Below are 26,241 nucleotides of genomic sequence, written 5' to 3'. Positions count from 1 at the left end.
AGGTGGCACGAAGTTGAAGAAGAAACGTGATTATGTTGGGTATTTAATGTACTTTCTGAAAATTTTAGTACCAGCAATCGTAGCCGTTTTTATTTTAAGAGGATTTTTCCTGATTCCTGTTCGGGTGGATGGCCATTCTATGCAAAAAACCTTGAATCAAGGAGATATGATTGTGATGGAAAAATTCTCCGCCATTAAACGGTTTGATGTGGTGGTCTTTAAAACAGACACAGGATCGATTCTGATTAAACGTGTGATTGGTTTACCAGGGGAAGCTGTGCGTTACGAAAACGATCAATTATATGTCAATAATCAGCCAATCGCTGAACCCTATTTAACTAAAAACAGAAAAAAAGATCATGAAACGATGCCTTACACTACGAATTTTGATTCAAAAGAATTGTTAATGCAAGAAAAATTACCTAAAGATAGCTATTTTGTGCTTGGTGATAATCGCCGTATGTCCAAAGACAGCCGTTCTTTTGGTGCAATACATGCAGATCAAATCTTAGGGAAAGCACAATTTGTTTATTACCCACTCACTCATATGAAGATCATTCCTAAATAAGTAAGACCACTAGTTCGTTTATTTAAATAACGACTAGTGGTCTTTTCTAATCTGAAAAATTGTTCTCTTAGCTGAAAAATGTTAAGGTTAAAGTAATGATAGATGTAGGAGGTCATGCAAATGATTAGAAAAACTATTTTAGCAAGCTCTATCTTAGGCGTTGGGTTGCTAATTGGTGCATGTGGAAACCAAACTCAAACCCAAATGAATTCAACCAATACCAGTGAATCATCACAGTCTAAAGTAACCGAATCAAGTCGCAAGTCATCTGAAAGTGCGTCTAATAACGAAGGTGTATCAAGCGATTCTAGTAAATCCACAAGTTCCACTACAGAATCAGAAATCTTAAAAGGTCTGGCGGAAGAAAAAACACTAAAAGAAAAAATCCCGTCCTTAAATCAAACAACGATTAAGAAAGTCACTGATAATGAGTATAAACGCATTCTTGTGATGGAAGAAAAGGCTACAGGAACGACCTATAAAAGTATTTTGATAAAAAAACAAAATCGCTTAAAAATTGTCAACGAAACAACCGATGAATTGTTATACAATGGAACCCTATAAGAACGAAATCATTCAATAAACTCAAAAGTATCGCCATTGTTTTCAAAGAAAAATTTCTTTGGAAACAATGGTTTTTTTATTGACAAAAGAATTTCTAGGATATATAGTTAGTTACATATGTAGTTAACTATTTAAGCGAGGTGTAAAAATGGAATTTAATTTTTCGGGGGAAAAGCCTTTATTTCAGCAAGTAGCCGATCAGATTGCCGAAGGAATTTTTAATGGCGCTTACTTAGAAGGCGAACAAATTCCCTCAACCACAGAAATATCAAAAAGTTATCAAATCAATTCAGCTACCGTTTTAAAAGGAATGAATTTATTAGTAGAACGACAGTTGATTGAAAAGAAACGGGGGATTGGCATGTTTGTTTTACCAGGCGCTCAAGAGAGAGTAAGAAGTGCACGGAAAGAAGAATTTTTAAATAAAGAAGTCTTAGAAGTTGTCGCAGAAGCTAAAAAATTAGGGATTACAGCTGAACAATTAAAACAACTAATTGAAAGAGGGTATGACGCATGAGTTTGCGGGTGGAATCAGTAAGTAAAAAATATCATCAAAAAAAAGCACTAGATAATATTTCAATTACTTTTGAAAAAGAAACGATTTATGGGCTCTTAGGCAGAAACGGGGCTGGTAAAAGTACGTTATTAAATATCATTAATAATCGAAGTTTTGCCACTTCAGGTTCCGTTCAATTGGCGGGAGAAACAGTGACCGATAATGAGACTGCTTTGAATCATATTTACTTAATGAGTGAAGATAATTTATTTCCTCCTCAGTTAAAAATTAAAGATATTTTTAAAACGACTGAAGGTTTTTATGGATCCTTTGACTGGTCTTTAGCCGAACAAATGTTAAGCGATTTTGGTTTAGATAGTAAAAAGACATTCAAAAAATTATCAACTGGTTATCGGAGTATTGCTAAACTAATAGTGGCGCTATCCGTCCCCTGTGAGTATATTTTTTTAGATGAGCCAGTCTTAGGTTTAGACGCCAATCATCGGGAATTATTTTATACTTATTTAATTGAGACATACCAAGAACGTCCCCGTACGTTTGTGATTTCCACCCATTTGATTGAAGAAATTGCGAATTTATTAGAAGATATTATCATCATTGATCAAGGAAAATTGATTCGCGCAGAATCTATTGAAACAATTTTGAAAAACGGTCGCATTGTTTCTGGGCCGAAAGAACAAGTAGAGCGCTATACTCAGTCATTGGAAATCTTAGGCATGGACACTTTAGGTGGGGCAGTTACGGCTTACGTGTACGGCGACTTGCCGACTGAAAAAGCAGAGGTTCAAATTGCGCCGCTAAATTTACAAACATATTTTGTACAATTAACCAATAGAAAGAAGGAAAAGTAAAATGAAATTTAAAACAGCTTTGCGGTATCGTGTTATTTATCAAGTCCGTTCCTTAGCAATTTATTTTGGCTTTTATGCTTTGTTCGGCATTCTTTTTCCTCTTATTGGGTTGCTCTTTTCTAACGACGTGAACACTGTCAGCTCTGATGCAGTAATTCCTTGTCTGGTTTTTATGGGGATACTATCATTTTTAGGGGTAAACACAGATTTTAAACTGTTTATTCAAAACGGGCTTTCCCGCTGGACGATTTTTTTGGTGAATTTTGTAAGTAATGCTATTTTATCTTTGGTTGGATCCTTGGCTGTACTTGTACTGATTAAAGTATTTAGCGGCAATTTCATTTCTCATTTTCAATTATCAATGAAATTAATTGATGTCTATGCGCAAGGAAACTTTTTCATGTCGTGGTTGCTCTTTTTTATCTTACTAATGCTTAGCGGCTCACTTGGCTTGTTAGCAGGTGTCTTTAATGATCGGATAGATGGCGTAAAAAAACTCATTGTTTTATTGCTGTTATTAATGATTCCTATTTTACTGGGCACGATTGCACAATTAGGGGGGGCACCAATGCGCCTGAGAATGCTCCATGTCTTGCAAGCAATGGTTGGTTATCAATCCACTGGTTTTACTGTCCTACCACTTCTTCTGACAATCAGTTGCTTTGTGGGTATTAATCTTGGCTTGGCCTATTTATTGAATAAACATCGTGAAATTAAACGCGTAAATGCATAACTAATTAATAAGAACATGTTCAATGAGGTGAATTTGGAACATGTTCTTATTGTTTTAATTGAGAGATACATCGGAAGTACCATGACAAAGGAAAGGGCTTCCGTCAAAATAGAAAGAGAAGAAAGGAGTATGAAAAGAGTAAAAAACTTTGTAAATAAGTAAACGACAAAGAATGAAAAATGGAGGGGTAACATGGCGGTAATTGAAGCAAAAAATATTAAAAAAAGTTATGGAAAGAACGAAACAAAATTTGATGCGTTAAAAGGTGTTGATTTAAAAGTTGAAAAAGGTGAATCTGTGGCCATAATTGGTAAAAGTGGCTCTGGGAAATCAACATTTATGCACATTTTGGCATTGTTAGATCAACCAACTTCAGGAGATATTTATTTAAATGGTAAAAATGTTACTAGTATTAGAAAGAAAGTGCTGAATAAAACGAGAAATGAAGAATTTGGTTTTGTTTTTCAACAATTCTTTATGAATGCCAAGGATACAGTTTTAAATAATGTTCTTTTACCATTAAAAATTGGTGGAATTTCCGGTAGCAAGAGGAAAAAGATGGCTTTAGATGCGTTAAAAGCAGTCGGTTTGGAAGATAAAGTTCAAAATAAAGCGAATAATTTATCTGGTGGCCAAAAACAACGGGTATGTATAGCGCGTGCTTTAGTTAATAATCCGCAAATTATTTTTGCAGATGAACCTACAGGGAATTTAGATTCTGCCACTGGGAAGAAAATTGAAGAATTGTTATTTGATTTAAATAAAAATAAAGGAATTACCTTAATTATTGTGACACATGATCCAGACTTAGCAGCACGTTGTGATCGGCAAGTTCATGTTCGAGACGGCTTGATTGTAGGAGGAGATGAGTAAATGAAATTTAGAGATATTTTAAAATCAGCTAGTACCAATTTAATGCGTAATAAAGGTCGAACCGTATTGACCATTATTGCAATCTTTATTGGAGCATTTACCATAGCTTTAACTACAGGAGTCAATATTGGTGTAAATGATTATATTGACAAACAAGTCGGCAGTGTCGGTGGTGCAAATCAGCTATTTATTCAGCCAAAAATGGAGATGAATGTTGGTAACGGAACAGAACCAAGTAAATATAATCCAGAGAAAAAAACCAGTACGATTCAACAACAAAGTATGCTTGCTGAAAAAGATATTGAGAAGATTAAAAAAATCTCGGATGTTACATCAGTGGAACCAATGAAATCCGTTGCTATCGATTATATAAAAGGAGCAGATAAGCATAAATATGTATTTTCAGCAACTTCTGCGCTAGATGAGATGACCATTGATTTAGCGGCTGGCCGTAAAGTTTCGCAAACGAGCCAGGACTTCGAAATTAATTTGTCACCAGAATATGTAAAAGCGCTCGGCTATACATCTAGTAAAGCTGCCGTGGGAGAAACAGTTCAATTAGGTATCTCAAGTTCCTTGAAAGGACAAGAGCAAGTTATTGAAGCGAAAATTGTTGGCGTTAGAAATGCCAGTGTCATTCAAAATGGGCTCTCGTTGATGAATAAAGCATTGATTGATAAAGTTGTCTCAATCAATCAAGCAGATCTTCCAGAACATTTAAAAAATCAATACGCGATGATTATTGCTGAAGTTAAAAAAGACAGCACGCCAGAGCAGATTAAGGACATCAAAAAAGATTTAGACAAAGCTGGCTATTTAGCGACTACTGTCGAAGATGAAATTGGCATGATTCGTAATATAATCAATGCAATCACTGGTGTCTTAACCATGTTTGGTGCAATTGCCTTGTTAGCTGCAAGTTTTGGCATTATTAACACGCTGTATATGTCTGTCCAAGAAAGAACGCGAGAAATTGGTTTAATGAAAGCCATGGGACTTAGCAATGGGAAAGTCTTTACAATTTTTAGTGTTGAGGCGGCTTTAATTGGCTTTTTTGGCTCAATATTAGGCATTTTAGGAGCTGTTGGGGTTGGAAATTTAGTTAATCGTTTGGCAACGGATTCTTTTTTAAAGGCTTTAACAGGATTTAAATTAATTCAATTTTCATTGCCATCTTCACTAACGATTATCTTAGTTATTATGTTTATTGCTTTTTTAGCAGGAACTTTACCAGCTCGAAGAGCAGCAAAATTAGATCCAATTGAATCTTTACGTTATGAATAATAGACTAAAAACAGCTACTTTCTCTCAATTTAACTAAAGCATATTCTTATATAAAAAGAAGGCAATAGGCGTATACTAAAAGTGTGAAAAATGAAACAAATGAGAGGAAGTTGGCTTATGAAAGCTGTTGTGGTTAATCAGTACGGAAGTAAAGAGGTACTTGAAGAAGCAGAAGTAACACTGCCAGAATTATCGGAACATCAAGTGTTGGTAAAAGAATACGCGACATCAATTAATCCGATTGATTGGAAATTGCGTGAAGGATATTTAAAACAGATGTTTGATTGGTCCTTTCCGATTATTCTTGGTTGGGATGTCGCTGGTGTGATTACAGAGGTGGGGAGTCAAGTAACGGATTGGCAAGTTGGCGATAAAGTTTTTGCTCGTCCTGAAACTACTCGTTTTGGCACCTATGCAGAAGTAACGATTGTGGATGATCATTTATTAGCAAAAATCCCTGAAACAATTAGCTTTGAAGAAGCGGCTGCCGTTCCGTTGGCTGGTTTAACCGCTTGGCAAGCATTGTTTGATCATGGTCACCTTAAAGAAGGAGAAACTGTTTTAATTCATGCTGGTGCAGGTGGGGTCGGTACTTATGCGATTCAACTAGCAAAAGAAGCGGGCGCACATGTCATCACGACCGCTAGCGCAAAAAATCATGCCTTACTGAGAAAAATTGGTGCAGATGAAGTGATTGATTATCATACAACGAATTTTGCAGAGGTATTAGCTGATGTTGATTTGGTCTTTGATACAATGGGTGGTGAGGTTCAAAAAAATAGTTTTGCCGTCTTAAAACCAAACACCGGTCGTCTTGTTTCAATTGTGGGCATTGAAGATAAACAATTGGCAGCCGAAAAAAATATTTCTGCTGAAAGTATTTGGCTTCAACCAAATGGAGAACAATTACAAAAAATTGCTGATTTGATGGCAGCTGGAAAAGTGAAATCAATTATTGGTGAAGTTTTCCCTTTTTCTAGACAAGGGATTTATGATGCACATGCACTCAGTGAAACGCACCATGCAGTTGGTAAAATAGTTGTTCAAATGGCAGAATAAAAAGAAGCTCAGACAGTGAGTTATCTTAAAATAGAAAAAGTGGGTCCTAAGTCATTTCGACTTAGGACCCACTTTTTTGTTAAGAGGACAGATGTGCCAACCAAGTTTGTGTTTCCTTAATTTCTTGATAAGTTAATTGATGACTTTGTGTCCAAACCTCTTGTACGGTTGCTCCATGATTCTGAAATAATTGAATCACACGCATACTTTCAGGAAGTGGAACAATCGGGTCATGCTCTCCTAGAGATAATAAAACAGAAGTGTCGGTCAAGTCTGGTTGATTGGTCAATTCAACAGGAAACATGGGATGATAGAGGACAGCTTGATGGTAGCTGTCGGGATGAGTAAGCAATAATTGAATAGCGATATTGGCCCCATTTGAATAGCCAATAAAAATAATTTTATCCAATGAAAATTGATGCTCGTTAGCGGCTTGTTGAATAAACTTATGAAGCGCCTCGCCGCGTTTTTCTAGATCTTCTAAGTCATAATGACCTTCCGCTAGGCGCTTAAAATAACGATTCGTTCCATTTTCTGAAACATCACCACGAATACTTAGCACAGTAGCTTGTTTATTTAGTTCTTGGGCAATTGGTAGGAGAGATGTTTCATCACCACCTGTACCGTGAAGTAGCACAAAGACAGGTGCTTCAGGATGTCCTTTTTTAAAAATTGAATGCATGTTTTTTCCTCCTTAGGCTCGTTTTGTATTGAAAGGCTTGATAACACTCTCAATATACTCACGACGGTTTTCTAAAAATGGCGCAAGAGATAACTTTTCTCCTAATGTTTCGTAAGGTTCATCCCCCATAAATCCTGGTTCATCGGTGGCTAATTCGACTAAAATATGCCCAATACGAACATACAATGATTCAAAGTAATAACGATCGACATAGCCAGAGTTTTGTAAGCCTAAATGATCAAAGAGCGCTTGCCAAGTCCCAAGTGATTTGCGATCCGCTAAGCGGAATGCAACGTGATGTACTTCACCATATCCTTGTTGTGCTTGTGAGCTAGTATCATCGTCTACCAAAATGACTTGGGCACCATTGCCACCTTGGCCAACTTCTAGTAAATAGCGATTGCCTTCTTGTGCCACTACGTGAAAGCCTAGAATTTCTTCAAAGACTTCTTTGAATTCATGAAAATAGGAAATAGCTATTTCCACAGGTCCTAAGCCATAAATCGCAAATTCTGTTGGAACAGGTCCTTTTTTCCAAGGGGTACCCGCTGCAACGCCCTGATTTAATTCATCAGAGATTAATTGATACGCTTGATCATCAAAATCCCAAAAGCGAAGGACTTTTTTCCCGAATTCTTCAGAAATGCCTGTGTGTTTGACAGCAAATTCATTGAAGCGATTTTCATAATAAGTCAAAGCTGCATCTGAAGGAACCCGGAACCCTGTTCTTGAAATTGTATTGGTTCCTTTTAATCCTTTAGGGTTATTGGGAAAATCGAAAAAGGTCATGGTTGTACCTGGTGTACCCAAATCATCAGCAAAATAGGTATGGTAAGTATAGATATCATCTTGATTCACTGTTTTTTTGACTAAACGCATCCCTAAAACATCTGTAAAGAAGTGATAGTTTTTTTCTGCATCACTTGTCATAGCTGTAACGTGGTGGATTCCTAATAATTGATCTTCTTTTTTCATCATTATTTCCTCATTTCGTTTCATTTGTTATTTTTCGTAAATTTTTTTGAAGAAGTGTTAATTCTTCGGAAGAGAGTTGTTCAAATGCTTCTGCAATTCGCTTTGCATGCGTCGGGAAAATTTCTTTAATTAATGTTTTTCCAGCTTCTGTTAATTCGACGTAAGTAATGCGTCGGTCTTTTTCACTGGGAGTGCGCGTTACATAGCCTTTTTTATGTAATTGGTCAATAACATAAGTGGTGCTACTGCTAGCGATTAAAATTTTCTCCTTAATTTTTTGGATGGTCTGAGGACCTTTATGGAGTAACAGCTCTAACACTGAAAATTCTGTAATGTTTAAGTCATAACAAGTAACATCTTGCTTGGCAAGTTGCTCTAGTCGATGGCTGGTTCTTAATAAACCGATATAGGCTTTTAAAGCTTCTTGCTGTTGGTTCATTGTTTCACCTCTTTTTATTTCGAATTCGAGATAAATATAACTTACTTTTGGTAAGTAATCAATTAATATGCTTAAAAAAACAGCCAGCAAAAAATGTGAATTTTTGCTGGCTGTCTTTTTTGTTTATTTTAGAAGATTGTTGGAACTAAGCCGCCATCGATTCTTAAGGCTTCGCCTGAGAATGAAGAAGAATCCGGGCTGGCCACAAAGGTAACAAAACGACCAATTTCTTCTGGTCGAATGAGCCGTTGGATTTGTGAACGAGAACGATGATTTTTCATGAAATCTTTTTCCCAATCCTCTTTGGGAATGTCTGAATCAGCGTACATATCTTCCAACATTTTTTCTACACCTTCGGTAAGGGTTGAGCCAGGCATAACCGTGTTAACGGTGACATGTGTGCCGACAGTTAAGTTGGATAAACTTTTAGCTAAAGAAAGATTCATCGTTTTTGTCATGCTATATTGGGGCATTTCGCCAGAAGGCATCACCGCTTCTTCGCTAGCGATGAAAATAATGCGACCAAAATCTTGTGCAAGCATTTTAGGTAGATAAGCTTTTGCTAATGCATTGCCTGACAACACGTTCACAGTAAAAAATTTTTCCCAAGTGGCGTCATCGATGTCCCAGTATTCCATTGGTTCAAAAATCCCCATATTATTCACTAAAATGTCGACTTTAGGGAATTTTTCAAGTAAAGTAGTTCGTTGACTTTCAATGGAAATATCGGCAGTTCCTGCTTGAGGATGAGTGTCTGGAAACATTGTTTGTATTTCTTCAACAACTTTAGTTACTTCGGCTTCATTGCGCCCATTGATAATGACATCGGTCCCTTCACGAGCCATTTCAATCGCAATTGCTTTGCCAATTCCTTTGGTTGAACCAGTAATTAATGCTAATTTATTCGTTAAGTGTAAATCCATTTAAATCCCTCCAACGTTTGTCTATCTCTAGTGTAGGTCTTTTTCTGGACTTTTAAAAGGAAAAAGTTTTTTCGGCCCGCGAGAAACAAGCCCCAATAATTACTTAACAGCTGAGTTTTCACTTTTTGGGCGTAAAACGAGTAATTATTGTCAGTAAAAAAGCGTCACTTTTTTGATAGAATAACTAGAGACGAAATTGGCTAATACCAATTTTGTAAAATTGTACATAAAAAAGAAGAGTGGGAATGCTATGAAGAAACAATATTACTGGAATATACCCGATAACTTATTAAACTCGTTAAAACAGCGGAAAAAGTTATACAACTTTTATAAAAATGAACAAAATAAGGCAAGAGAATTAGTAGAGAATTGTCAGTCGGTTCTTTTTCCTGAATTAGTCGCTTCGCTGAATAAAATAGATGAGCGGATTAAATTATTGATATTCTATCAAAATTTAGAAGATTGTGAGCTTTCAGAAGAAGAAATTATTACTGTGATTGAGCGAGAATATTTTGTGACTTTTTATGAAACAATTGAAGAACCGACCACTGAAATTATTAGTAGTCATTCTATGTATTATTTATTGCAACAGCCGACTAAAGAAATGCTTTGGGATTTAGACTTTAGTAACATGTTAAAACAAGGTCAGTTAGTTGATTTAATGGATTATCAAAAATTGACCAAATGTTATCAAAAGTTGCAGAATCAAGCTAAAAATTTGATTGAAAAATTAAATAAAGAAACATTTTACACATTCTATAGTCAACTTTTATTGATTGATTGCCAATGCAAATTATTAATAGAAGAGGCGCTTCTGAAAGAAGAATCATTGATGACGGTCGATGAATGCTTAATAGCCATTAAGCAAGAAATTCGAAAAATTCATTTTGAACAATTTAAATACCAACATTATTTATTTGAAGATTTATCTTTGCGATACCAGGTTTAACGAAAGTGACAAAAAGAATGGTTGAATCTAACAAGAATGTTCGTTGTTTTCTGTTATATAAAAAGATATGATAGTTTCTGTAGAAAAAATAAAGGAGACGATTCATGAACGCAAATCGCTTAAAGTTATTGATGATGGGGTTAATGGTTCTTGACCATATTAGTTATTTTGTTCCGCCAGAATGGGCACTGATTTTTCATGTAATTACTCGTTGTGTCGGTGTGTTTTTTGGTTACATGGCTGTAGAAGGGTTCAACTATACACGGAATGTTTATCGTTACAATGGTCGTTTGTATATTTGGGCAGCAATCATGTTTGTTGGAAATACGCTTCTAAATCATTTAGTGAATAATCCAGCTGTCGCTGTTCACAACAATATTTTCTTCACCTTAGCCCTTGGTGTCAGTATGTTAATTGTGACAAAAGCGATGCTAGAGATGCCAAAAATCAGTTTAAAAATTGTTTTATTGATTAGTATATTAGCAATTTTAGGAATAGGAGCAATGTTTGCTGAAGGTGGCATTGTGATGTTACCTTTTATGTTGATTACGTATCTAGCCAGAAAGAGACTTGTCTTACGGAACTGTTTATATGGTGCATTAGCGCTCTTTTTCTTAGTTACAAGTTTTCAATGGTTGGGAGATTGGCCAACGACAATTGAAATGTTAGCTTATAATTCTGATTTTATGTTTATCACTGTGTTACCATTTATATCGCTTTACAATGGTGAGAGAGGGAGCAAAGCACCATTTTTCAAATATTTATTTTACGGATTCTATCCGCTTCATTTATGGCTGATTGCATTGATAGCCAATTACGTTCATTAAACCTTTTTATATTAAAAGAATAAAAACAGCGACTCACAAAAATGTGAGTCGCTGTTTTTTTAGATGGGTAAGATACTGATTCCTAAAAGAAGAGTGACAAGTAGAAAAACAAAAAGCACAATTCGCTTATCATGAACCAGTAAGGCAATGTATTCTCGGATTAGAGCAGTCGGTAAAAAATATAAGGCAGTTGGCGCCCCGACACCTTCAGCTTTTAAGCCAACACGATGGGCATACATAGCTCCTCGTAAGACATGATAGTTATTTGTTGAAAAAATAACAGAGGGTTGTTTAGAATCAGACGGCATCTTTTGCCAATCTGCCTGAATTATTGCTTTAGAAAACAACATATTTTCATAAGTGGTTGTGGATTGGTCCTCCATCAAAATTGCTTCTGCAGGAATATTTTGTGAAAGCAAATATTTTTTCATTGCGAAAGCTTCGGCCACAGGTTCGTCAGGACCTTGACCACCGCTGACTACAAATTTAGCGGTGGGATTTTTTTCATAATATTCAATCCCTTTATCTAACCGACTCTTCAAAAGTGGAGGTACTTCCTCGCTACGAATTCCCGAACCTAAAACAATGATATAATCAACCGCTTTTTTTAAAGGAATCATTTGGTACATCCATGAATACAAGACGTAAGCAGCAAATAGAAAGGTCAGCAAAAGATCCATTAACAATAGAAAAAGTAAGAACAGAAAAAGCATATAAGGTATTTGCGCTGTGCCAACTGATAATAAATATAGAAAGGCTGGTAAAGCAATTAATAAGTTCAGCCCTAAGCCCGCCGACAATTTAGCCGTGACACTTTTGCCTTCTTTCGTTTGCATCGTACGTGAGTTAAAAATAAAGTAAAGGCAAATGCCGATAAACACAGCGGGAATTAATAGATAAGCAATGGCCAAAGTAATTAGGTCGCCATTCTTAAAATGTAAATAAATTTTGTCTAGTCCGATAAATAGTAAGGTGACTAATGACAATAAGGTGCCAGAAGCCAGAGTGATACCGCCGAGGATACTGCGGTTATTAATTTTTAATATACCAAATCCTAGTAGGGCGATAAACAAAAAGAATAGTAGTAGTGCCATTTAATTCCTCCTAAAAATAAGTATCTAAAGTATAACATGCTTTAGGATCGGACATAAATAAACAGCTGTGCCGAAGCATAAGTTTTCCTTTCATTCTTAGAAAAGAAGTTTTTTCATGAAAAGTAAATTAGATAACAATTGTTTAGAGAAAGAAAAGCTTGATTTACTAAGCTTTTCCTTCTCTATAAAAAATATTAATAAGGACATAAAAATTAACAATTTGTATGCGCTTACATACTAAGGTAGATTTAAAGTGTAAAGAAGAAAAAATGAGGTGAGAAAATGATCACTGTTTCAATTGCAGGAGGTTCACAACCAGAGATTTTACAGTTAGTTAAAAAAGCACTAAAAGAATCCGAGCAACCGTTGCAGTTTATTGTATTTGATACAAGCGAAAATCTTGATACTGAAAATCTCTGGAAATATGTTCATTGCTCAGATGAGGCCGCGGTAGCACGGGAAGCTGTCAGTTTAGTTGCAACTGGTCAAGCACAAATTTTATTGAAAGGAATTATCCAGACCCACACATTACTAAAAGAAATGTTGAAAAGTGAGCATCAATTAAAGAATAAACCAATTCTTTCCCATGTAGCAATGGTGGAGCTGCCTGCGGGAAAAACCTTCTTGTTAACCGATTGTGCGATGAATATCGCCCCCACTCAAGCGACCCTCATTGAAATTGTTGAAAATGCTAAAGAAGTCGCCCAAAAATTGGGATTGCATCACCCGAAAATTGCTTTGTTAAGCGCAGCGGAAAATTTCAATCCTAAAATGCCTTCGTCTGTTTTAGCAAAAGAAGTCACGGCACATTTTAATGATCAACAAGAGGCTACGGTTTTTGGGCCACTTTCGCTTGATTTAGCGACCTCTGAAGAAGCGGTTGCGCATAAACGTTACAGCGGTCCTATCATGGGGGATGCAGATATTTTAGTGGTCCCAACTATTGATGTTGGAAATTGTTTATACAAATCATTAACCTTGTTTGGGCACGCCAAAGTGGGAGGAACGATTGTTGGCACAAAAGTCCCAGTCGTTTTAACATCTAGAAGCGATTCAACAGAAAGCAAATTCCATTCATTAAGATTTGCCATGAGACAAGTTTAAAAAAAGGAGCAGAAAACAATGGAAACAGTATTGGTTATTAATCCTGGATCGACCTCCACGAAGTTAGCGCTTTTTGCTAATCATGATTGCTTGGCGGAAGAAACGCTTAGACATAGCGTCCAAGAATTGGCACCTTTTGAAAATGTTGTCAGTCAAACACCATTTCGAAAACAAATGATCGCGGAATTTTTAGAAACACATAACATCACACAATTAGCCGCTGTCGTAGGGCGTGGTGGTTTGCTTAAGCCTATTCCTGGCGGTACGTATCTTGTCGATCAACAAATGCTAGAAGACTTGCGGACAGAACGCTTTAATACCCATGCTTCAAATTTAGGGGCGATTTTAGCTAATGAGTTTGCAGAAAAATATCACGTGCCAGCCTTTATTGTCGATCCTGTTGTTGTAGATGAGCTACAACCATTAGCCAGGATTTCCGGATTAAAAGGCATTCACCGGCGTAGCGTTGGTCACGCCTTAAATCAAAAAGCGGTCGCTCGAAAAATCGCTGAGGATTTAGGGAAAACATATGAGCAAAGCAATTTTATCGTTGTTCATTTAGGTGGGGGCATTAGCTTGGGGGCGCATCAAAAAGGCCGCATGGTGGATGTGGTAAATGGGCTTGATGGTGAAGGTCCTTATACGCCAGAACGCAGTGGTGCCTTACCGCTCGTTGAATTTGCGCAATGGATACTTGAACAGGAGTTAACGATTAGCCAAGTGAAAAAGCTAATTGCGGGTAATAGCGGCCTTAAATCATACCTAGGTGAAACAGATTTACGGCATATCCAAGCACAAATAGCTGCAGGTGATCAAACAGCAAATTACTATTTAAAAGGAATGTGTTACCAAATCGCAAAAAGTATTGGCGAGATGGCCGTAGTTCTTGAAGGCACAATTGATGCAATTATTTTAACAGGGGGCGCAGCCTACTCGCAAACCGTTGTTCAAGAAATTAGTCAAAAAATCACTTGGATTGCACCAATTAAGGTTTACCCAGGTGAAATGGAGATGGCTGCTTTATATGAAGGCGTCAATCGAGTATTAACAGGGGAAGAACAAGCTTTAAATTATAGTGAAGCAAAAATTGAGCAGGAGTGATCAAAATGGCGGAACAAACAGATTTACTGATTTTAGGTGGCGGAACAGGAGGCTATGTAGCAGCAATTCGAGCCGCACAAAAAGGGCTAAACGTCACAATTGTTGAAAAATACAAATTAGGTGGCACTTGTTTGCACAAAGGCTGTATCCCTACAAAAGCTTTATTAAGAAGCGCAGAGGTTTTTGATACCTTAAAACAAGCGGCTTCTTTTGGGATTGAAACAGAGGCAGCGTCCATTGATTTTTCTAAAATACAACAACGGAAAGAAGGAATTATTGAGCAGTTACACAAAGGTGTTGAAGGCTTATGCAAAAAAAATAAAATCAAAATTTTAGCAGGCGAAGGTGCGATTTTAGGTCCCTCTATTTTTTCACCAGTCTCTGGCGCAGTGGCAGTTACGTTTAATGATCCAACACGGGAAGAAGAAATTATCGTTCCTAAAAATGTCATTATTGCGACAGGTTCTAGTCCTAAAACGTTACCTAATTTGCCACTGGATGAAGAATTTATCTTATCTTCTGATGGGATGCTTGAATTAGAAGAGCTACCAGAATCAATTGCAATTATTGGTGGTGGCGTTATTGGTGTCGAGTGGGCTTCTTTATTAAATAGCTTAGGTGTCAACGTAACTATCATTGAATTTTTGGATCGGTTACTTATAAATGAGAGTGCAACAATTTCTAAAGAATTAAAGAAACGTTTAGAGCAACGAGGAATTAACATTTTATTAGGTAGCAAAGTCCAAGAAGCGAAAGTTACCGGGCAGAAGGTTCAAATAGAAGTTGCAGGACAAGAAAGCCTCGCTGTTGACAAAGTCATGGTAGCAATTGGGCGTCAACCCAATATCAATAAGTTAGGGTTACAGAATACCTCAGTGAAATATACTGACAAAGGCATTGAAGTAAATGAATTTTATCAAACCACAGAAGGACATATTTATGCGATCGGTGATTGTATCGATACACTCCAACTAGCACATGTGGCTATGAAAGAAGGAGAGTTAGCTGTTCAGCATCTTTTAGGCGAGACAGTTGAACCTTTAAATTATACAAACGTGCCTCGAGGTGTTTATACAAATCCTGAAATAGCAAGTGTCGGCTATACTAGAGAAACTTTACCAGCAGATAAAGAAGTAGTGATTGGTACCTTTAATTTTAATGGTAATGGTAAATCACTTGTTTATGGAGAAACAGATGGCTTTATAGAAGTAATTCGTGACAAGAAGACCGATGATTTATTAGGGGTTTCTATGATTGGGCCACATGTCACGGATTTAATTGCCGAAGCAAGTACTGCCATGTATTTAGATGCCGCGCCCATTGAAATTGGTGAAGCAATCCATGCGCATCCAACAATGACAGAAGTATTGCAAGAAGCAGCCTTAGATACTTATGGCTTAGCGATTCACAAATAGAGAAAGGTTGATGAAAATGAAAACGCTTAAAAAATCGGGTTTATCAAAAGAAGAATTGATTCAGGCATATCGTCAAGTACTAAGAGGACGTCGTTTAGACGAACGGTTGTGGCAATTAACAAGGATTGGTAAGACCTCTTTCAATATTTCTGGTCAAGGGGCAGAAGTTGCACAAGTAGCGATGGCGATGGCTTTTGATCCTCAAAAAGATTATTTTTTACCGTATTATCGTGATATGACCGCGTGCTTGGTTTGGGGCATGACCTCCAAAGATATTTTAATGGGTTCTTTTGGAAAAGAAGCGGATCCTTCTTCCCATGGTCGTCAAATGCCGAATCATTATGGTTCAAAAGAGCATAATATTGTTTCCTTCTCTTCAACAGTAAGTACACAAATGCCATTAGCGACAGGTGTTGGTTATGCAGCGCAACTTCAAAAAGCTGATTTTGTTGCATTGACCACCACTGGGGAAGGCTCTGCCAATCAAGGAGAAGTCCAAGAAGCTATGAACTTTGCAGGCGTAAAAAAATTACCAGTCATTTTTGTTGTTGAAAATAATGAATATGCGATTTCTGTCCCAATTGAAGAACAGTATGCCAATAAACGAATGGCCGATCGCGCGAAAGCTTATGGCTTTGAAGGTGTAACAGTCGATGGTAGTGATTTTACTGAAGTCTATCTAGCATTTAAAGAAGCAGTAAAAGCGGCTCGCGGGAAAAAAGGACCAAAATTGATTGAATTAATGGTTTCTCGCTTGACTTCTCATTCCGCTGACGATGATCAATCTGTTTATCGTTCAAAAGAAGAAATTGAAGAAATGAAAAAGAACGATGCAGTGAAGCTTTTTGAAAAACAATTATTAGAAGAGGGCTATTTAACAGACGAAGACATTGCCAAAATTGATGAAGAAATTCGTGCAGAAATCAATCAAGCAACGGATGAAGCAGAAGCAATGCCAGATCCTGTACCGACATCAATTTTAGAAGAAGTGTATGCAAAATAAGAGAAGAGGAGAAGAAATATAATGGCTGAGATGACTTATTTAGAAGCAATTAACTTAGGAATTTCTGAAGAAATGGCTCGTGATGAAAAAGTAGTTATTTTTGGGGAAGATGTCGGCGGCGACAAAGGCGGCGTGTTCGGTGTAACAAAGGGTTTAGCCGCTAAATACGGTGACGAGCGTTGTTTTAATACACCGTTAACAGAAGGCTTAATTGGCGGTTTAGCTGTCGGCTTAGGTTTAATGGGCTATCGCGCAATTGGTGAATTTCAATTTGCGGATTACATTTTGCCTGCAACCAATCAATTGTTATCAGAGGCTCGGACAATGCGCTATAGAACAAAAGGCGATTGGACTGCGCCAATCGTTTATCGGACCCCTTATGGCGGCGGTGTTCGTGGTGGGCTGTATCATTCTCAGTCTACAGAAAAAGTTTTTTGTGGACAACCAGGATTAAGAGTGGTGACCCCCTCTAATCCTTATGATGCAAAAGGGATGATTAAAGCAGCGATTCGTTCCGATGATCCAGTCATTTTTTACGAACATAAGCGTTTATATCGTTTACTAAAAGATGAAGTGCCTGCAGATGATTATATCGTACCAATTGACAAAGCCAATGTCGTTAGAACGGGTAGTGATTTAACCGTGATTAGTTACGGCATGACCTTGCAATTAGCTTTAGCTGCGGCGGAAAAACTAGCCGCTGAAGGAATTGATGCCGAAATCGTCGATGTTCGCTCATTATATCCTTTAGATCGCGAAACATTAGTAGCTACAGCTAAGAAAACAGGGAAGGTCTTACTCGTAACAGAAGACAATAAAGAAGGCAGCGTGATGAGTGAAATTGCGGCAATGATTTCAGAAGATGCTCTCTTTGATTTAGATGCACCGATTCAACGACTTGCAGGACCTGATTGTCCAAGCATGCCTTATGCATTACCTTTAGAAAGAGAATTTTTAATCAATGAAGAACAAGTATTAGCAGCAATGAAAGAATTAGCAGAATTTTAATTGAAGCAAGGAGGAAAAAATAAATGGCCACAAAAGAAATCAAAATGCCTCATCTAGGCGAAAGTGTCACAGAGGCAGCCATTGTCCAATGGTTAGTTAAACCAGGAGATTCAGTGAAACGCTATGATCCCTTAATGGAAGTCGTTTCTGATAAAGTCACCACGGAAGTCCCATCAGATTTTGATGGTGTAGTAAAAGAATTTCTGATTTCTCTAGATACAGATGTGCCCATCGGAACAGCGGTGATGACGTTAGAGACAGAAGAAACAACAGAAGAAACAACAGAAGAAACAGAAGTAGCTACTTTAGCACCAGTGAAAGAAGCAAGTGCGGAACAAGTGCAAGAACATGAAACGGTTGCAACAACAAACACTGCGACGTCCCATCAAAAAAATAATGGTCGTTATTCCCCAGCAGTCCTTAAAATTGCCCAAGAAAAAAAGATTGATTTAACACAAGTTACAGGGACAGGTCGTGATGGTCGAATTACTAGAAAAGATGTCACAAACTTTACACCAACACAGGCAAGAACACCTGAGAAAACAGTGAGTCCAGGAACTAGCCCTTCAATTTCAGAGGAGCCAGTTGCTTCGCAAAATGAAAGCGCCGCAACAGCTAGTCCAACTGAAACAACCACAGATAAAATTGTCTCTGCAGATCCTGTACGTAAAGCAATTGCTAAAAAAATGGTCCAAAGTGTCAACGAAATCCCTCACGCTTGGTTAATGGTGGAAGCGGATGTGACCAACTTAGTCCAACTTAGAAATTCATTAAAAGATGAATTTAAACAACAAGAAGGCCTGTCTCTAAGCTTCTTCCCATTTTTTGCCAAAGCAGTCATTCAAGCGTTAAAGAAAAATCCAAAAATCAATACATCTTGGGATGATGGCTCAATTATTTATCATAAAGATGTTAATTTATCCATAGCTGTAACGACAGACGAGCATCTTTATGTGCCAGTGATTCAACAAGCGGATAACTATTCAATTGCAGGGCTAGCTAAAGAAATCAATCGCTTGGCACAAGAAGTCCGACAAGGAACGCTAGCAAGCAAAGAAATGCAAGGAGGGACCTTTACTCTTAATAATACTGGAACACTAGGTTCCGTCCAATCGATGGGAATTATTAACCATCCACAAGCTGCGATATTACAAGTAGAGTCAATTAATAAACGCCTTGTGCCAACCGCAGATGGAGGCTTTAAAGTGGCAGATATGGTTAATTTATGTCTTTCTATTGATCATCGAATTTTAGATGGACAACAAGCAGGTAAGTTCTTGCGAGATGTTAAAGATAATTTAGCGAAATATAATGCGGATACGGATGTATATTAAAAATCGTTCCTTGCTTTAGTTAAATAAAAAGCGCCTCAAAGAAATAAGCGCTCTTCTTTGAGGCCGCTCTTTATCTAATAGAAAGTTCAATCATTCTCAAACTTGTTCTAAAAAAACAAAAATAATCAATAGGAGTGTTGAAAATGCCCACTGATAAACTGGATGCTCAATTAACCCCAAGAATATTTTTTAACAAAGTGTTAGCTGGAACAGCTTCCGGCACCATTATCGCCTTAATTCCCAATGCTGTATTAGGAGCCATTTTAAAATATTTTGCAGAATACAAGATTATCGAAATGATTATTCATGCGGCGCAAATTTTCCAACTAGCCACCCCTTTAATTATTGGTGGACTGATTGCTTTTCAATTTGGCTTAACGCCACAGAAAATGATGATTGCTGGCGGTGCAGCATTTGCTAGCTCTGGCGTGATTAAATTTAATTCAGAAGTGAAAGGCTTTATTGGTGCAGGTACTGGTGACATCATTAATATTATGATTACCGCTTCTGTTGCAGTCTTACTTTTATTAGTCATTGATAAAAAATTCGGTTCAGTGGAAATCATTGCTTTACCGATCGTTGTTGGAGTAGGTGCAGGCTTGTTTGGCATGTTGATTTATCCATATGTGACACAAATTACGGTCGCCATTGGGAAAGTGATTAACAATTTTACTGATTTCCAGCCAATTATCATGAGTATTTTAATTGCTTGTTCATTTGCTGCACTGATTATTTCGCCAATCACTACTGTGGCAATCGGTTTGGCGATTCAGTTGAATGGCTTGTCTGCAGGTGCTGCTGCAATGGGAATTGCAGCCACAACTGTTGTTCTTGTGATTAATTCTTGGAATGTCAACCAATCAGGAGTGACACTGGCTGTCTCTTTGGGCGGCATGAAAATGATGATGCCTAACTTATTTAAATACCCAATTATTTTAATTCCTTGTTTATTTACAGCGACTATTTCAGCAATTCCTGTGGTTCTATTCAACATTTCAGGAACCCCACAATCGGCTGGATTTGGCTTGGTTGGACTCGTGGGGCCACTTGCTTCGTTGGATGCGGGCTTAGGGATCTTACCCTTACTCTTTTCTTGGTTTGTTGTTCCAATTGTCGCGGGTTTATTCTCAAAATTCTTATTTGAAAAAGTGTTGAAACTTTATGATAGTAAAGTCGTCTTTGCTTATCAAGGCTAGATTATCCATTAATTTTCTTTAATGATTTGGATAAAATCTCTAACATCTTCTGTCATACTAAAATCGCGGCGCAAAGCAATGCCGATGGGGAAATAGTCAAACTTATCTTTTAAAGGAATCCATTTCAGTCCCTGACTTTTTCCCACTTCATAATATTCAATCGGCAGCAAACAAATCGAATTATTTTTTTGTAAACTATAAAGAAGTACTTGTAAATCATCGTTATGCAAAATGATATTCGGCTCATAACCGAAGCTCCGAGTCCGATCTAGTAGTAGGCGACCAATCATAAAATTATCACTTAACGATGAAAATCGTTGATCTTTCAAATCTTTAAAAGTTAATTTTTCATATTGGGAGAGAGGATTTGATTCTGGTACCACGACATAAACATGGTAGCCTTTGGTAGTCGTTTCTAAAGGTTCAATATGAATAATTTCAGGTAAGGTATTTGGGAAAGAAATTAGTCCCATATCAATTTCTTTATTTGCTAACATCGTTTGTAATTTTGGCGAGCCATCTTGCTGTAATATTAAATTCACATGTGGATGGGTTGTTAAAAATCGTGAAATTTCTTTCATAAATTGTACAGCAAATAAAGTAGTTAAGCCTAAACGCAATTGCTTTTTAACTGGTTTCTGGTTCATTTCACGAATATCTGTTACCAATTGATCGAATTGAAAAACAACTTCTTGGCCATGTTCATATAAATAAAGACCTGTATCGGTTAATTGAAACGGTTGATCAGAATGATCAAACAACGCTGTGCCTAACTCAGATTCCATTTTTTTCAATGCTAAAGAAAGTGTTGGTTGGGTGACAAATAAATTGCGAGCGGCCGCCGATAAACTGCGGGTATTAACAATTTCAATGAAGTACTTTAAAAGCTGAATATTCATCAGAAACTCCCCTTCTTTTTTAAAAGCGCTTACATAAATGCGCTTGGATAAAAAATAACAAATAGATCACTTATAATATAACATATGTTTTGCCTTTTTATTGCTATAAAAGTAAGAGATAGAGATTTTCTTAGCAGATTTTTACCTAAAAATAAAAAATTGAACGGAGGAAAAGAAATGAAGATTATTATCGCAGGTGCTGGCGCTATGGGCAGTCGCTTTGGACTAATGTTACATCAAGCAGGAAATGACGTTATTTTTGTTGATGGTTGGCCAGAACATATTGAAGCAATAAGAAAAAACGGGTTAGTTGCTGATTTTAATGGCGAAGTGGTGACCGCTAAAATTCCTATTTATCCTCAGACAGAAGTAGCAAGCATCGATTTTACAGCAGACTTAGTTATCCTATTTACAAAAGCAATGCAACTGGAAGGAATGCTTGAATCATTAGAACATTTCCTTAATAAAAATACGAAAGTTTTATGCTTGTTAAATGGAATTGGTCACGAAGATATTATCAAAAAATACGTGCCATACGAAAATATTTTATTAGGAAACACAATGTGGACCGCTGGGTTAGAAGGACCTGGCAAAGTAAAATTATTTGGCAATGGTTCGATTGATTTACAAAATTTAGGAGCGCAAAGTGAACAAGCAGCAGAAGCAGTCATTAAGGTATTAAATAACGCTGGCTTAAATGCTCGTTATTCTGAGAATATTTTATCATCCATTTATAAGAAGGCCTGTGTGAATGGAACAATGAATGGTTTATGTACTTTGTTGGATTGTAATATGGCAGACTTTGGCGAAACAGAGCAAGCAGATCAAATTGTTCAACAAATAGTTAATGAATTTTTAGCAGTCGCTGAAGTGGAACAAGTTACGTTAGATAAACAAGCAGTTCTTCAACAAATCCGCTCATGTTATAATCGAGAAACAATTGGTTTGCACCACCCATCGATGTATCAGGACTTAATAACCAATCATCGTTTAACCGAAATTGATTATATCAATGGAGCAATTGTTCGCAAAGGGAAAGCCTATGGGATTGCTACACCGTACTGTCAGTTTTTAACAGAGTTAATTCATTGTAAAGAAAATTTACTTCATGCTAAATAACAAGTAAAAACAGAAATACTCTTGAGTCAGTCTTGAGAAGAGCTTGACCTACTAATTTCTATACTTTGCCAGTGTACAAGGCTGAGACAAAATCCAAAGTGAGTTTGTCTCAGCTTTTTTGTTTTTTTAAGAACACTACAGAAAATAAATCAAATCCGTGAAAAATATGTTAAACTAGAGAAGGTGTTTTCTCGCAAGAATCTACGCGGAACACAGGACTCGTTGAAGAATTGAATCAAAGAAACAATGTGTTAAAGAAGGGATTTGAACAGATTATGACCATTCAATGGTTTCCCGGCCATATGGCCAAAGCAAGAAGAGAAGTTTCTGAAAAAATCAAATATGTCGATATTGTATTTGAACTAGTTGATGCGCGGTTACCGCTTTCTTCCCGTAACCCAATGATGGACCAAATTGTCCAACAAAAACCACGATTAGTCCTTTTAAATAAAGGGGACTTAGCAGATAACGACCAAAATAAAAAATGGCAACATTACTTTCAAAAGAAAGGGTACCAAACCCTAGTCATCAATGCCCAACAAAATAAAGGAATCAATAAAATTGTGCCAGCAGCCAAGGAAGCGTTAAAAGAAAAATTGGCTCGTGAACAGGCGAAAGGCTTGAAACCGCGTGCGATTCGCGCAATGTGTATTGGGATCCCCAATGTTGGTAAGTCAACCTTAATGAATCGTTTAGTCGGAAAAAAAATTGCGCAAACTGGGAACAAGCCAGGCGTGACAAAAGGACAACAATGGTTACGCTCTGGTTCCCAATTGGAATTACTGGATACACCAGGGATTCTCTGGCCAAAATTTGAAGATGAGGAAATTGGGAAAAAATTAGCTTTAACTGGCGCTATAAAAGATCAATTATTGCATCTAGATGATTTGGCGATTTATGGACTAGAATTTTTTGCACGTTTTTATCCGCAACGTTTGATGGAACGATATGGTTTAACAGAAGAAGAGCTATTTTTACCTGCTCCAGAACAGTTGATGTTAATTAGCCAAAAACGTGGTTTTAGAGATGATTATAATCGAGCCAGCGAAATGATTATTTTAGAAATTCGCAGTGGAAAATTAGGTACGTATACTTTGGACCGCTGGGAAGAACTAGGAGACGAATAACATGGCAAAAGAGTCGATTCAGGCAATCAAAGAAGCGTTGTTAACTGTCACTGATGCAACCGATGAACGATTAGCAAGCTGGCGAGAAGATGAACGTTCAGGAGTGCAACAAGCGATCAAACAATGGGAACGTCGCCAGTTAGCCAAAGAAAAAGAGTGGCAACTTTTTAAAGAAATGAGTCAATTTGAGGAAGCGGCCTATAAAAAAGGCCATCGTTTAATTGCAGGAATTGATGAAGTAGGCCGCGGACCATTAGCTGGCCCTGTTGTGACAGCTGCAGTTATTTTACCGAAAGATTGTCAATTATTAGGCTTAAATGATTCAAAAAAACTATCTGCTAAAAAACGGGAAACGTTATATAACCAGATTCAAGAACAGGCTGTCGCTATCGGGTTAGGTATCGCTGATCAAGGAGTCATTGATCAAATTAATATTTATCAAGCAACTAAACAAGCGATGAAAATGGCAATTGACGATTTAGCTTTTACACCAGATTATTTATTAATTGATGCAATGCAGTTAGACGTTCCCCAACCACAAGAAAGTTTGATTAAAGGGGATGCACGCTCCATTTCAATTGCAGCAGCCAGTATTATTGCAAAAGTAACAAGAGATCGATTAATGGAAGAATATGATGAATTATATCCTGGATATGGATTTAAAAACAATGCAGGCTATGGAACAAAAGAACATCTTCTCGGGTTAGAAAAATACGGTGTAACACCCATTCATCGACGTACGTTTGCGCCAATAAAAGATATGATTTAAAAATAAAACACTTTTTTTACGTATTCTTATTTTAAGAAGATGTGAAAGAGGTGTTTTTTGTTGGAAATTTTACAACGACAATTATTATTTAAATTAGCGGTATGCCAAGGAATTGGCAATTTAGGTATCTTAAAAGTGTTACAAGAAGCTATCGCACAAAAGCGTGTTGATTTTTCCAGTACAGAAATTATTAGAATTGCTGAAATCAAGAAATATCGTGAATTATTTGAACAATCTTGGTTACACCATACGATTCATAGTGAAGCGTTATATATACGACAATGCCAACACCAATTTATGACAATTTTAGATGCCGTCTATCCTAAATTATTACGAGAAATTTATAATCCACCAGCAATTCTTTTTTATAGAGGAAATTTACAATTGTTAAGTAGAAGGAAAATTGGCATCGTCGGCGCTCGCTATGCCACTTCGTATGGGTTAAGAGTGACTGAAGCTCTGGTTCCTAAAATAGTCAAAGAAGGATTCACAATCGTCAGTGGTCTTGCCAAAGGCATCGATAGTCGTAGCCATGAGATGGCCATCCAGAACGGGGGTCAGACAATTGGAATTTTAGGCACTGGATTAGATGTATATTATCCGTATGAAAAGAAAGAATTACAGCAAACTATGAAGCAGAATCAGCTTGTTTTAACAGAATATGTGAATGGGAGTGGGCCGAAAAAATATCATTTTCCTGCACGTAATCGCATTATTGCTGGATTATCTTTAGGGGTCTGCGTGATGGAAGCTCGTAAGAATAGTGGCTCTTTAATTACTGCACAAGCGGCGATGGATTACGGGCGCGAGGTATTTGCCGTACCGGGAAGTATTTTTCAGTCTTTTTCAACAGGCTGCCATGAATTAATTCAGGACGGCGCTAAATGTGTTCAGACAATTGATGATATTTGTGAAGAATTGTGACTTTTACTAATTGTGAATTGACAACCTACGTTCACTTCGGTACTATTTAATCAGATTTTAATCTTTTGGTTGGTAGTTAGGAGTGTCTAAATGGAAACGGTTGTTAGAAAAAGATGGTTGTTTGGTATGCAGCTACTGGGCTTTTTGATTTTGGATCAAATTCCTTTGATGATGGTCTCAGTTGTTCAATTTTCTACAGAAAATTTTTGGTTTCGCTTTGTTAGTGGATTAGTGGCTGTTGGACTTGGTGCCTATTTCGTCTATCTATTTGTTGCTTTTTTGAAAAAGAAAAAGCTCATAACTTGGACTTTTTTAGGAATCAAAGAAACCTTGCCAGTGGTCTTGTTAGGTTTGGTGATAATCTTTTGTGTGGGAATATTTGGTGATTTCTTATTACGTCTGGAAGGATTAGAGACGACCTCTAACCAACAAAGTGTTGAAGAAATTGTCCAATCTATTCCTAAAGGGCTTATACTTATTTTTGCAGGTGTGATTGGGCCAATTTTCGAAGAGGGAATTTTTCGTGTCGGGATTCAAGCGTTTTTCAAGCCAGCTTCAAAAATAGGCATACTCGTTTCTTCTATTTTATTTGCACTTGTGCACACGCCCACAGATATAGGTAGTTTTATTATTTATTGGGGCATGGGTTTAGCTTTAAGTTGGGTCTATCTACGCACGGGTCGCTTTGAAGCTGCTGTCTTGACTCATTTTATTTGGAATGTTATAGGTATTTTAATGCTTTAGGATAAAATCTATAAATCATAGGCATTTTTTATTTATAAATTCGGACAGTCAAACAGAAATGACAGAAATGTTAGAAAGCCTAGTCTTGACAAACCTGTTCTATATAGCATATGATGTATTACGATTTGTGCGTTTTTTACATATATTATATAGTAGGAAA

Annotated in this window: 27 protein-coding genes and 2 pseudogenes; 23 read left to right on the top strand and 6 right to left on the bottom strand. The window is 37.1% G+C overall.

Features of this window, described 5'->3' with window-relative positions; genetic code table 11:
• Positions 1 to 13 precede the first annotated feature (13 nt).
• From lepB to IGL42_RS06675, 8 genes are all read left to right on the top strand, one after another.
• Positions 14 to 568, top strand: coding sequence for a signal peptidase I (lepB, locus tag IGL42_RS06710; protein WP_002382369.1), 555 nt, complete (start codon positions 14 to 16; stop codon positions 566 to 568).
• A 114-nt stretch (positions 569 to 682) separates the two neighbouring features.
• On the top strand, positions 683 to 1,132 hold the full coding sequence (locus IGL42_RS06705; protein WP_002380347.1) for a hypothetical protein: 450 nt from the start codon (positions 683 to 685) through the stop codon (positions 1,130 to 1,132).
• A gap of 148 nt (positions 1,133 to 1,280) precedes the next feature.
• On the top strand, positions 1,281 to 1,649 hold the full coding sequence (locus IGL42_RS06700; RefSeq protein WP_010710306.1) for a GntR family transcriptional regulator: 369 nt from the start codon (positions 1,281 to 1,283) through the stop codon (positions 1,647 to 1,649).
• Positions 1,646 to 2,500: an ATP-binding cassette domain-containing protein gene (locus IGL42_RS06695; protein ID WP_002364016.1), complete on the top strand. Its 855-nt coding sequence runs from the start codon at positions 1,646 to 1,648 to the stop codon at positions 2,498 to 2,500. The genes IGL42_RS06700 and IGL42_RS06695 overlap by 4 nt, the downstream gene beginning before the upstream one ends.
• Before the next feature lies 1 nt (position 2,501).
• Positions 2,502 to 3,233 carry a hypothetical protein gene (locus IGL42_RS06690; protein ID WP_002371093.1) on the top strand — a complete coding sequence of 244 codons (732 nt, stop codon included), beginning with the start codon at positions 2,502 to 2,504 and terminating at the stop codon, positions 3,231 to 3,233.
• Between the two features lie 192 nt (positions 3,234 to 3,425).
• The gene (locus IGL42_RS06685; RefSeq protein ID WP_002357457.1) at positions 3,426 to 4,106 is read left to right on the top strand and encodes an ABC transporter ATP-binding protein; all 681 of its coding nucleotides are present in this window, start codon (positions 3,426 to 3,428) and stop codon (positions 4,104 to 4,106) included.
• Positions 4,107 to 5,390: an ABC transporter permease gene (locus IGL42_RS06680; protein WP_002357458.1), complete on the top strand. Its 1,284-nt coding sequence runs from the start codon at positions 4,107 to 4,109 to the stop codon at positions 5,388 to 5,390.
• Positions 5,391 to 5,480: 90 nt separating this feature from the next.
• A complete protein-coding gene (locus IGL42_RS06675) occupies positions 5,481 to 6,449 on the top strand; it encodes an NADP-dependent oxidoreductase (RefSeq protein ID WP_025191820.1) in 969 nt (322 codons plus the stop codon).
• Positions 6,450 to 6,528: 79 nt separating this feature from the next.
• Here the strand turns inward: IGL42_RS06675 and IGL42_RS06670 are convergent, their stop codons facing one another.
• The 4 genes from IGL42_RS06670 to IGL42_RS06655 all read right to left on the bottom strand — a co-directional run bounded on the left by IGL42_RS06670 (position 6,529) and on the right by IGL42_RS06655 (position 9,468).
• Entirely contained in the window at positions 6,529 to 7,131 is a 603-nt protein-coding gene (locus tag IGL42_RS06670) for an alpha/beta hydrolase (RefSeq protein WP_010710308.1), read from the bottom strand.
• A 12-nt stretch (positions 7,132 to 7,143) separates the two neighbouring features.
• Complete coding sequence (locus IGL42_RS06665) at positions 7,144 to 8,106, bottom strand: ring-cleaving dioxygenase (RefSeq protein ID WP_033596522.1); 963 nt, start codon at positions 8,104 to 8,106, stop codon at positions 7,144 to 7,146.
• A 10-nt stretch (positions 8,107 to 8,116) separates the two neighbouring features.
• Positions 8,117 to 8,545 (bottom strand): MarR family winged helix-turn-helix transcriptional regulator, encoded by a 429-nt coding sequence (locus IGL42_RS06660; RefSeq protein WP_010710309.1) that lies wholly within the window; start codon positions 8,543 to 8,545, stop codon positions 8,117 to 8,119.
• Positions 8,546 to 8,673: 128 nt separating this feature from the next.
• Positions 8,674 to 9,468, bottom strand: a complete 795-nt coding sequence (locus IGL42_RS06655) for an SDR family NAD(P)-dependent oxidoreductase (RefSeq protein WP_010710310.1) — start codon at positions 9,466 to 9,468, stop codon at positions 8,674 to 8,676.
• 196 nt (positions 9,469 to 9,664) lie between these two features.
• Between IGL42_RS06655 and IGL42_RS06650 the strand changes: the two genes are divergently transcribed.
• Both IGL42_RS06650 and IGL42_RS06645 read left to right on the top strand, forming a co-directional pair.
• Positions 9,665 to 10,417, top strand: coding sequence for a DUF7006 family protein (locus IGL42_RS06650; RefSeq protein ID WP_025191822.1), 753 nt, complete (start codon positions 9,665 to 9,667; stop codon positions 10,415 to 10,417).
• A gap of 104 nt (positions 10,418 to 10,521) precedes the next feature.
• On the top strand, positions 10,522 to 11,244 hold the full coding sequence (locus tag IGL42_RS06645) for a TraX family protein (protein ID WP_002357468.1): 723 nt from the start codon (positions 10,522 to 10,524) through the stop codon (positions 11,242 to 11,244).
• 59 nt (positions 11,245 to 11,303) lie between these two features.
• Here the strand turns inward: IGL42_RS06645 and IGL42_RS06640 are convergent, their stop codons facing one another.
• Positions 11,304 to 12,338 (bottom strand): YdcF family protein, encoded by a 1,035-nt coding sequence (locus IGL42_RS06640; RefSeq protein WP_010708703.1) that lies wholly within the window; start codon positions 12,336 to 12,338, stop codon positions 11,304 to 11,306.
• A gap of 282 nt (positions 12,339 to 12,620) precedes the next feature.
• Here IGL42_RS06640 and ptb point away from each other — a divergent pair, with 282 nt between their 5' ends.
• The 8 genes and pseudogenes from ptb to IGL42_RS06600 all read left to right on the top strand — a co-directional run bounded on the left by ptb (position 12,621) and on the right by IGL42_RS06600 (position 20,499).
• On the top strand, positions 12,621 to 13,442 hold the full coding sequence (gene ptb / locus IGL42_RS06635; RefSeq protein ID WP_010710312.1) for a branched-chain phosphotransacylase: 822 nt from the start codon (positions 12,621 to 12,623) through the stop codon (positions 13,440 to 13,442).
• An 18-nt stretch (positions 13,443 to 13,460) separates the two neighbouring features.
• Positions 13,461 to 14,543 carry a butyrate kinase gene (buk, locus tag IGL42_RS06630; protein WP_010710313.1) on the top strand — a complete coding sequence of 361 codons (1,083 nt, stop codon included), beginning with the start codon at positions 13,461 to 13,463 and terminating at the stop codon, positions 14,541 to 14,543.
• Positions 14,544 to 14,548: 5 nt separating this feature from the next.
• Complete coding sequence (gene lpdA / locus IGL42_RS06625; RefSeq protein ID WP_002391793.1) at positions 14,549 to 15,958, top strand: dihydrolipoyl dehydrogenase; 1,410 nt, start codon at positions 14,549 to 14,551, stop codon at positions 15,956 to 15,958.
• Positions 15,959 to 15,968: 10 nt separating this feature from the next.
• Entirely contained in the window at positions 15,969 to 16,961 is a 993-nt protein-coding gene (locus IGL42_RS06620; protein ID WP_002360226.1) for a thiamine pyrophosphate-dependent dehydrogenase E1 component subunit alpha, read from the top strand.
• Between the two features lie 21 nt (positions 16,962 to 16,982).
• Positions 16,983 to 17,969 (top strand): alpha-ketoacid dehydrogenase subunit beta, encoded by a 987-nt coding sequence (locus IGL42_RS06615; protein ID WP_010710314.1) that lies wholly within the window; start codon positions 16,983 to 16,985, stop codon positions 17,967 to 17,969.
• Positions 17,970 to 17,992: 23 nt separating this feature from the next.
• A pseudogene (locus tag IGL42_RS06610) lies at positions 17,993 to 18,163 on the top strand (biotin/lipoyl-containing protein); the annotation flags it as partial.
• A 207-nt stretch (positions 18,164 to 18,370) separates the two neighbouring features.
• A pseudogene (locus IGL42_RS06605) lies at positions 18,371 to 19,303 on the top strand (dihydrolipoamide acetyltransferase family protein); the annotation flags it as partial.
• Between the two features lie 143 nt (positions 19,304 to 19,446).
• Positions 19,447 to 20,499: a PTS sugar transporter subunit IIC gene (locus IGL42_RS06600; protein ID WP_010710316.1), complete on the top strand. Its 1,053-nt coding sequence runs from the start codon at positions 19,447 to 19,449 to the stop codon at positions 20,497 to 20,499.
• Positions 20,500 to 20,507: 8 nt separating this feature from the next.
• Here the strand turns inward: IGL42_RS06600 and IGL42_RS06595 are convergent, their stop codons facing one another.
• Positions 20,508 to 21,398, bottom strand: coding sequence for a LysR family transcriptional regulator (locus tag IGL42_RS06595; RefSeq protein ID WP_002365698.1), 891 nt, complete (start codon positions 21,396 to 21,398; stop codon positions 20,508 to 20,510).
• Between the two features lie 177 nt (positions 21,399 to 21,575).
• On the opposite strand from IGL42_RS06595, the gene IGL42_RS06590 reads away from it, so the two are divergent.
• The 5 genes from IGL42_RS06590 (at position 21,576) to IGL42_RS06570 (ending at position 26,081) form a co-directional block, all read left to right on the top strand.
• Positions 21,576 to 22,517 (top strand): 2-dehydropantoate 2-reductase, encoded by a 942-nt coding sequence (locus tag IGL42_RS06590; RefSeq protein WP_010710317.1) that lies wholly within the window; start codon positions 21,576 to 21,578, stop codon positions 22,515 to 22,517.
• Between the two features lie 275 nt (positions 22,518 to 22,792).
• The gene (gene ylqF, locus IGL42_RS06585; protein WP_002371107.1) at positions 22,793 to 23,644 is read left to right on the top strand and encodes a ribosome biogenesis GTPase YlqF; all 852 of its coding nucleotides are present in this window, start codon (positions 22,793 to 22,795) and stop codon (positions 23,642 to 23,644) included.
• 1 nt (position 23,645) lies between these two features.
• Complete coding sequence (locus IGL42_RS06580) at positions 23,646 to 24,413, top strand: ribonuclease HII (RefSeq protein WP_002369352.1); 768 nt, start codon at positions 23,646 to 23,648, stop codon at positions 24,411 to 24,413.
• A 60-nt stretch (positions 24,414 to 24,473) separates the two neighbouring features.
• On the top strand, positions 24,474 to 25,337 hold the full coding sequence (gene dprA, locus IGL42_RS06575; RefSeq protein ID WP_002382350.1) for a DNA-processing protein DprA: 864 nt from the start codon (positions 24,474 to 24,476) through the stop codon (positions 25,335 to 25,337).
• 90 nt (positions 25,338 to 25,427) lie between these two features.
• Positions 25,428 to 26,081: a CPBP family intramembrane glutamic endopeptidase gene (locus IGL42_RS06570; RefSeq protein WP_010710365.1), complete on the top strand. Its 654-nt coding sequence runs from the start codon at positions 25,428 to 25,430 to the stop codon at positions 26,079 to 26,081.
• Positions 26,082 to 26,241: the final 160 nt, after the last annotated feature.

The organism is Enterococcus sp. DIV0712, from assembly GCF_050554855.1.
In the GTDB taxonomy this organism is placed as follows: domain Bacteria; phylum Bacillota; class Bacilli; order Lactobacillales; family Enterococcaceae; genus Enterococcus; species Enterococcus faecalis.
The sequence above is the reverse complement of the archived record's forward strand: the minus strand, read 5'-3'. Positions and strand labels throughout refer to the sequence as shown.

Coding starts and splice junctions, on each gene's coding strand:
- IGL42_RS06705 (WP_002380347.1), top strand. CDS start 683: ATGCAAATGATTAGAAAAACTATTTTAGCAAGCTCTATCTTAGGCGTT.
- IGL42_RS06700 (WP_010710306.1), top strand. CDS start 1,281: ATGGAATTTAATTTTTCGGGGGAAAAGCCTTTATTTCAGCAAGTAGCC.
- IGL42_RS06695 (WP_002364016.1), top strand. CDS start 1,646: ATGAGTTTGCGGGTGGAATCAGTAAGTAAAAAATATCATCAAAAAAAA.
- IGL42_RS06690 (WP_002371093.1), top strand. CDS start 2,502: ATGAAATTTAAAACAGCTTTGCGGTATCGTGTTATTTATCAAGTCCGT.
- IGL42_RS06685 (WP_002357457.1), top strand. CDS start 3,426: ATGGCGGTAATTGAAGCAAAAAATATTAAAAAAAGTTATGGAAAGAAC.
- IGL42_RS06680 (WP_002357458.1), top strand. CDS start 4,107: ATGAAATTTAGAGATATTTTAAAATCAGCTAGTACCAATTTAATGCGT.
- IGL42_RS06675 (WP_025191820.1), top strand. CDS start 5,481: ATGAAACAAATGAGAGGAAGTTGGCTTATGAAAGCTGTTGTGGTTAAT.
- IGL42_RS06670 (WP_010710308.1), bottom strand. CDS start 7,131: ATGCATTCAATTTTTAAAAAAGGACATCCTGAAGCACCTGTCTTTGTG.
- IGL42_RS06665 (WP_033596522.1), bottom strand. CDS start 8,106: ATGAAAAAAGAAGATCAATTATTAGGAATCCACCACGTTACAGCTATG.
- IGL42_RS06660 (WP_010710309.1), bottom strand. CDS start 8,545: ATGAACCAACAGCAAGAAGCTTTAAAAGCCTATATCGGTTTATTAAGA.
- IGL42_RS06655 (WP_010710310.1), bottom strand. CDS start 9,468: ATGGATTTACACTTAACGAATAAATTAGCATTAATTACTGGTTCAACC.
- IGL42_RS06645 (WP_002357468.1), top strand. CDS start 10,522: ATGAACGCAAATCGCTTAAAGTTATTGATGATGGGGTTAATGGTTCTT.
- IGL42_RS06640 (WP_010708703.1), bottom strand. CDS start 12,338: ATGGCACTACTACTATTCTTTTTGTTTATCGCCCTACTAGGATTTGGT.
- ptb (WP_010710312.1), top strand. CDS start 12,621: ATGATCACTGTTTCAATTGCAGGAGGTTCACAACCAGAGATTTTACAG.
- buk (WP_010710313.1), top strand. CDS start 13,461: ATGGAAACAGTATTGGTTATTAATCCTGGATCGACCTCCACGAAGTTA.
- lpdA (WP_002391793.1), top strand. CDS start 14,549: ATGGCGGAACAAACAGATTTACTGATTTTAGGTGGCGGAACAGGAGGC.
- IGL42_RS06620 (WP_002360226.1), top strand. CDS start 15,969: ATGAAAATGAAAACGCTTAAAAAATCGGGTTTATCAAAAGAAGAATTG.
- IGL42_RS06615 (WP_010710314.1), top strand. CDS start 16,983: ATGGCTGAGATGACTTATTTAGAAGCAATTAACTTAGGAATTTCTGAA.
- IGL42_RS06600 (WP_010710316.1), top strand. CDS start 19,447: ATGCCCACTGATAAACTGGATGCTCAATTAACCCCAAGAATATTTTTT.
- IGL42_RS06595 (WP_002365698.1), bottom strand. CDS start 21,398: ATGAATATTCAGCTTTTAAAGTACTTCATTGAAATTGTTAATACCCGC.
- IGL42_RS06590 (WP_010710317.1), top strand. CDS start 21,576: ATGAAGATTATTATCGCAGGTGCTGGCGCTATGGGCAGTCGCTTTGGA.
- ylqF (WP_002371107.1), top strand. CDS start 22,793: ATGACCATTCAATGGTTTCCCGGCCATATGGCCAAAGCAAGAAGAGAA.
- IGL42_RS06580 (WP_002369352.1), top strand. CDS start 23,646: ATGGCAAAAGAGTCGATTCAGGCAATCAAAGAAGCGTTGTTAACTGTC.
- IGL42_RS06570 (WP_010710365.1), top strand. CDS start 25,428: ATGGAAACGGTTGTTAGAAAAAGATGGTTGTTTGGTATGCAGCTACTG.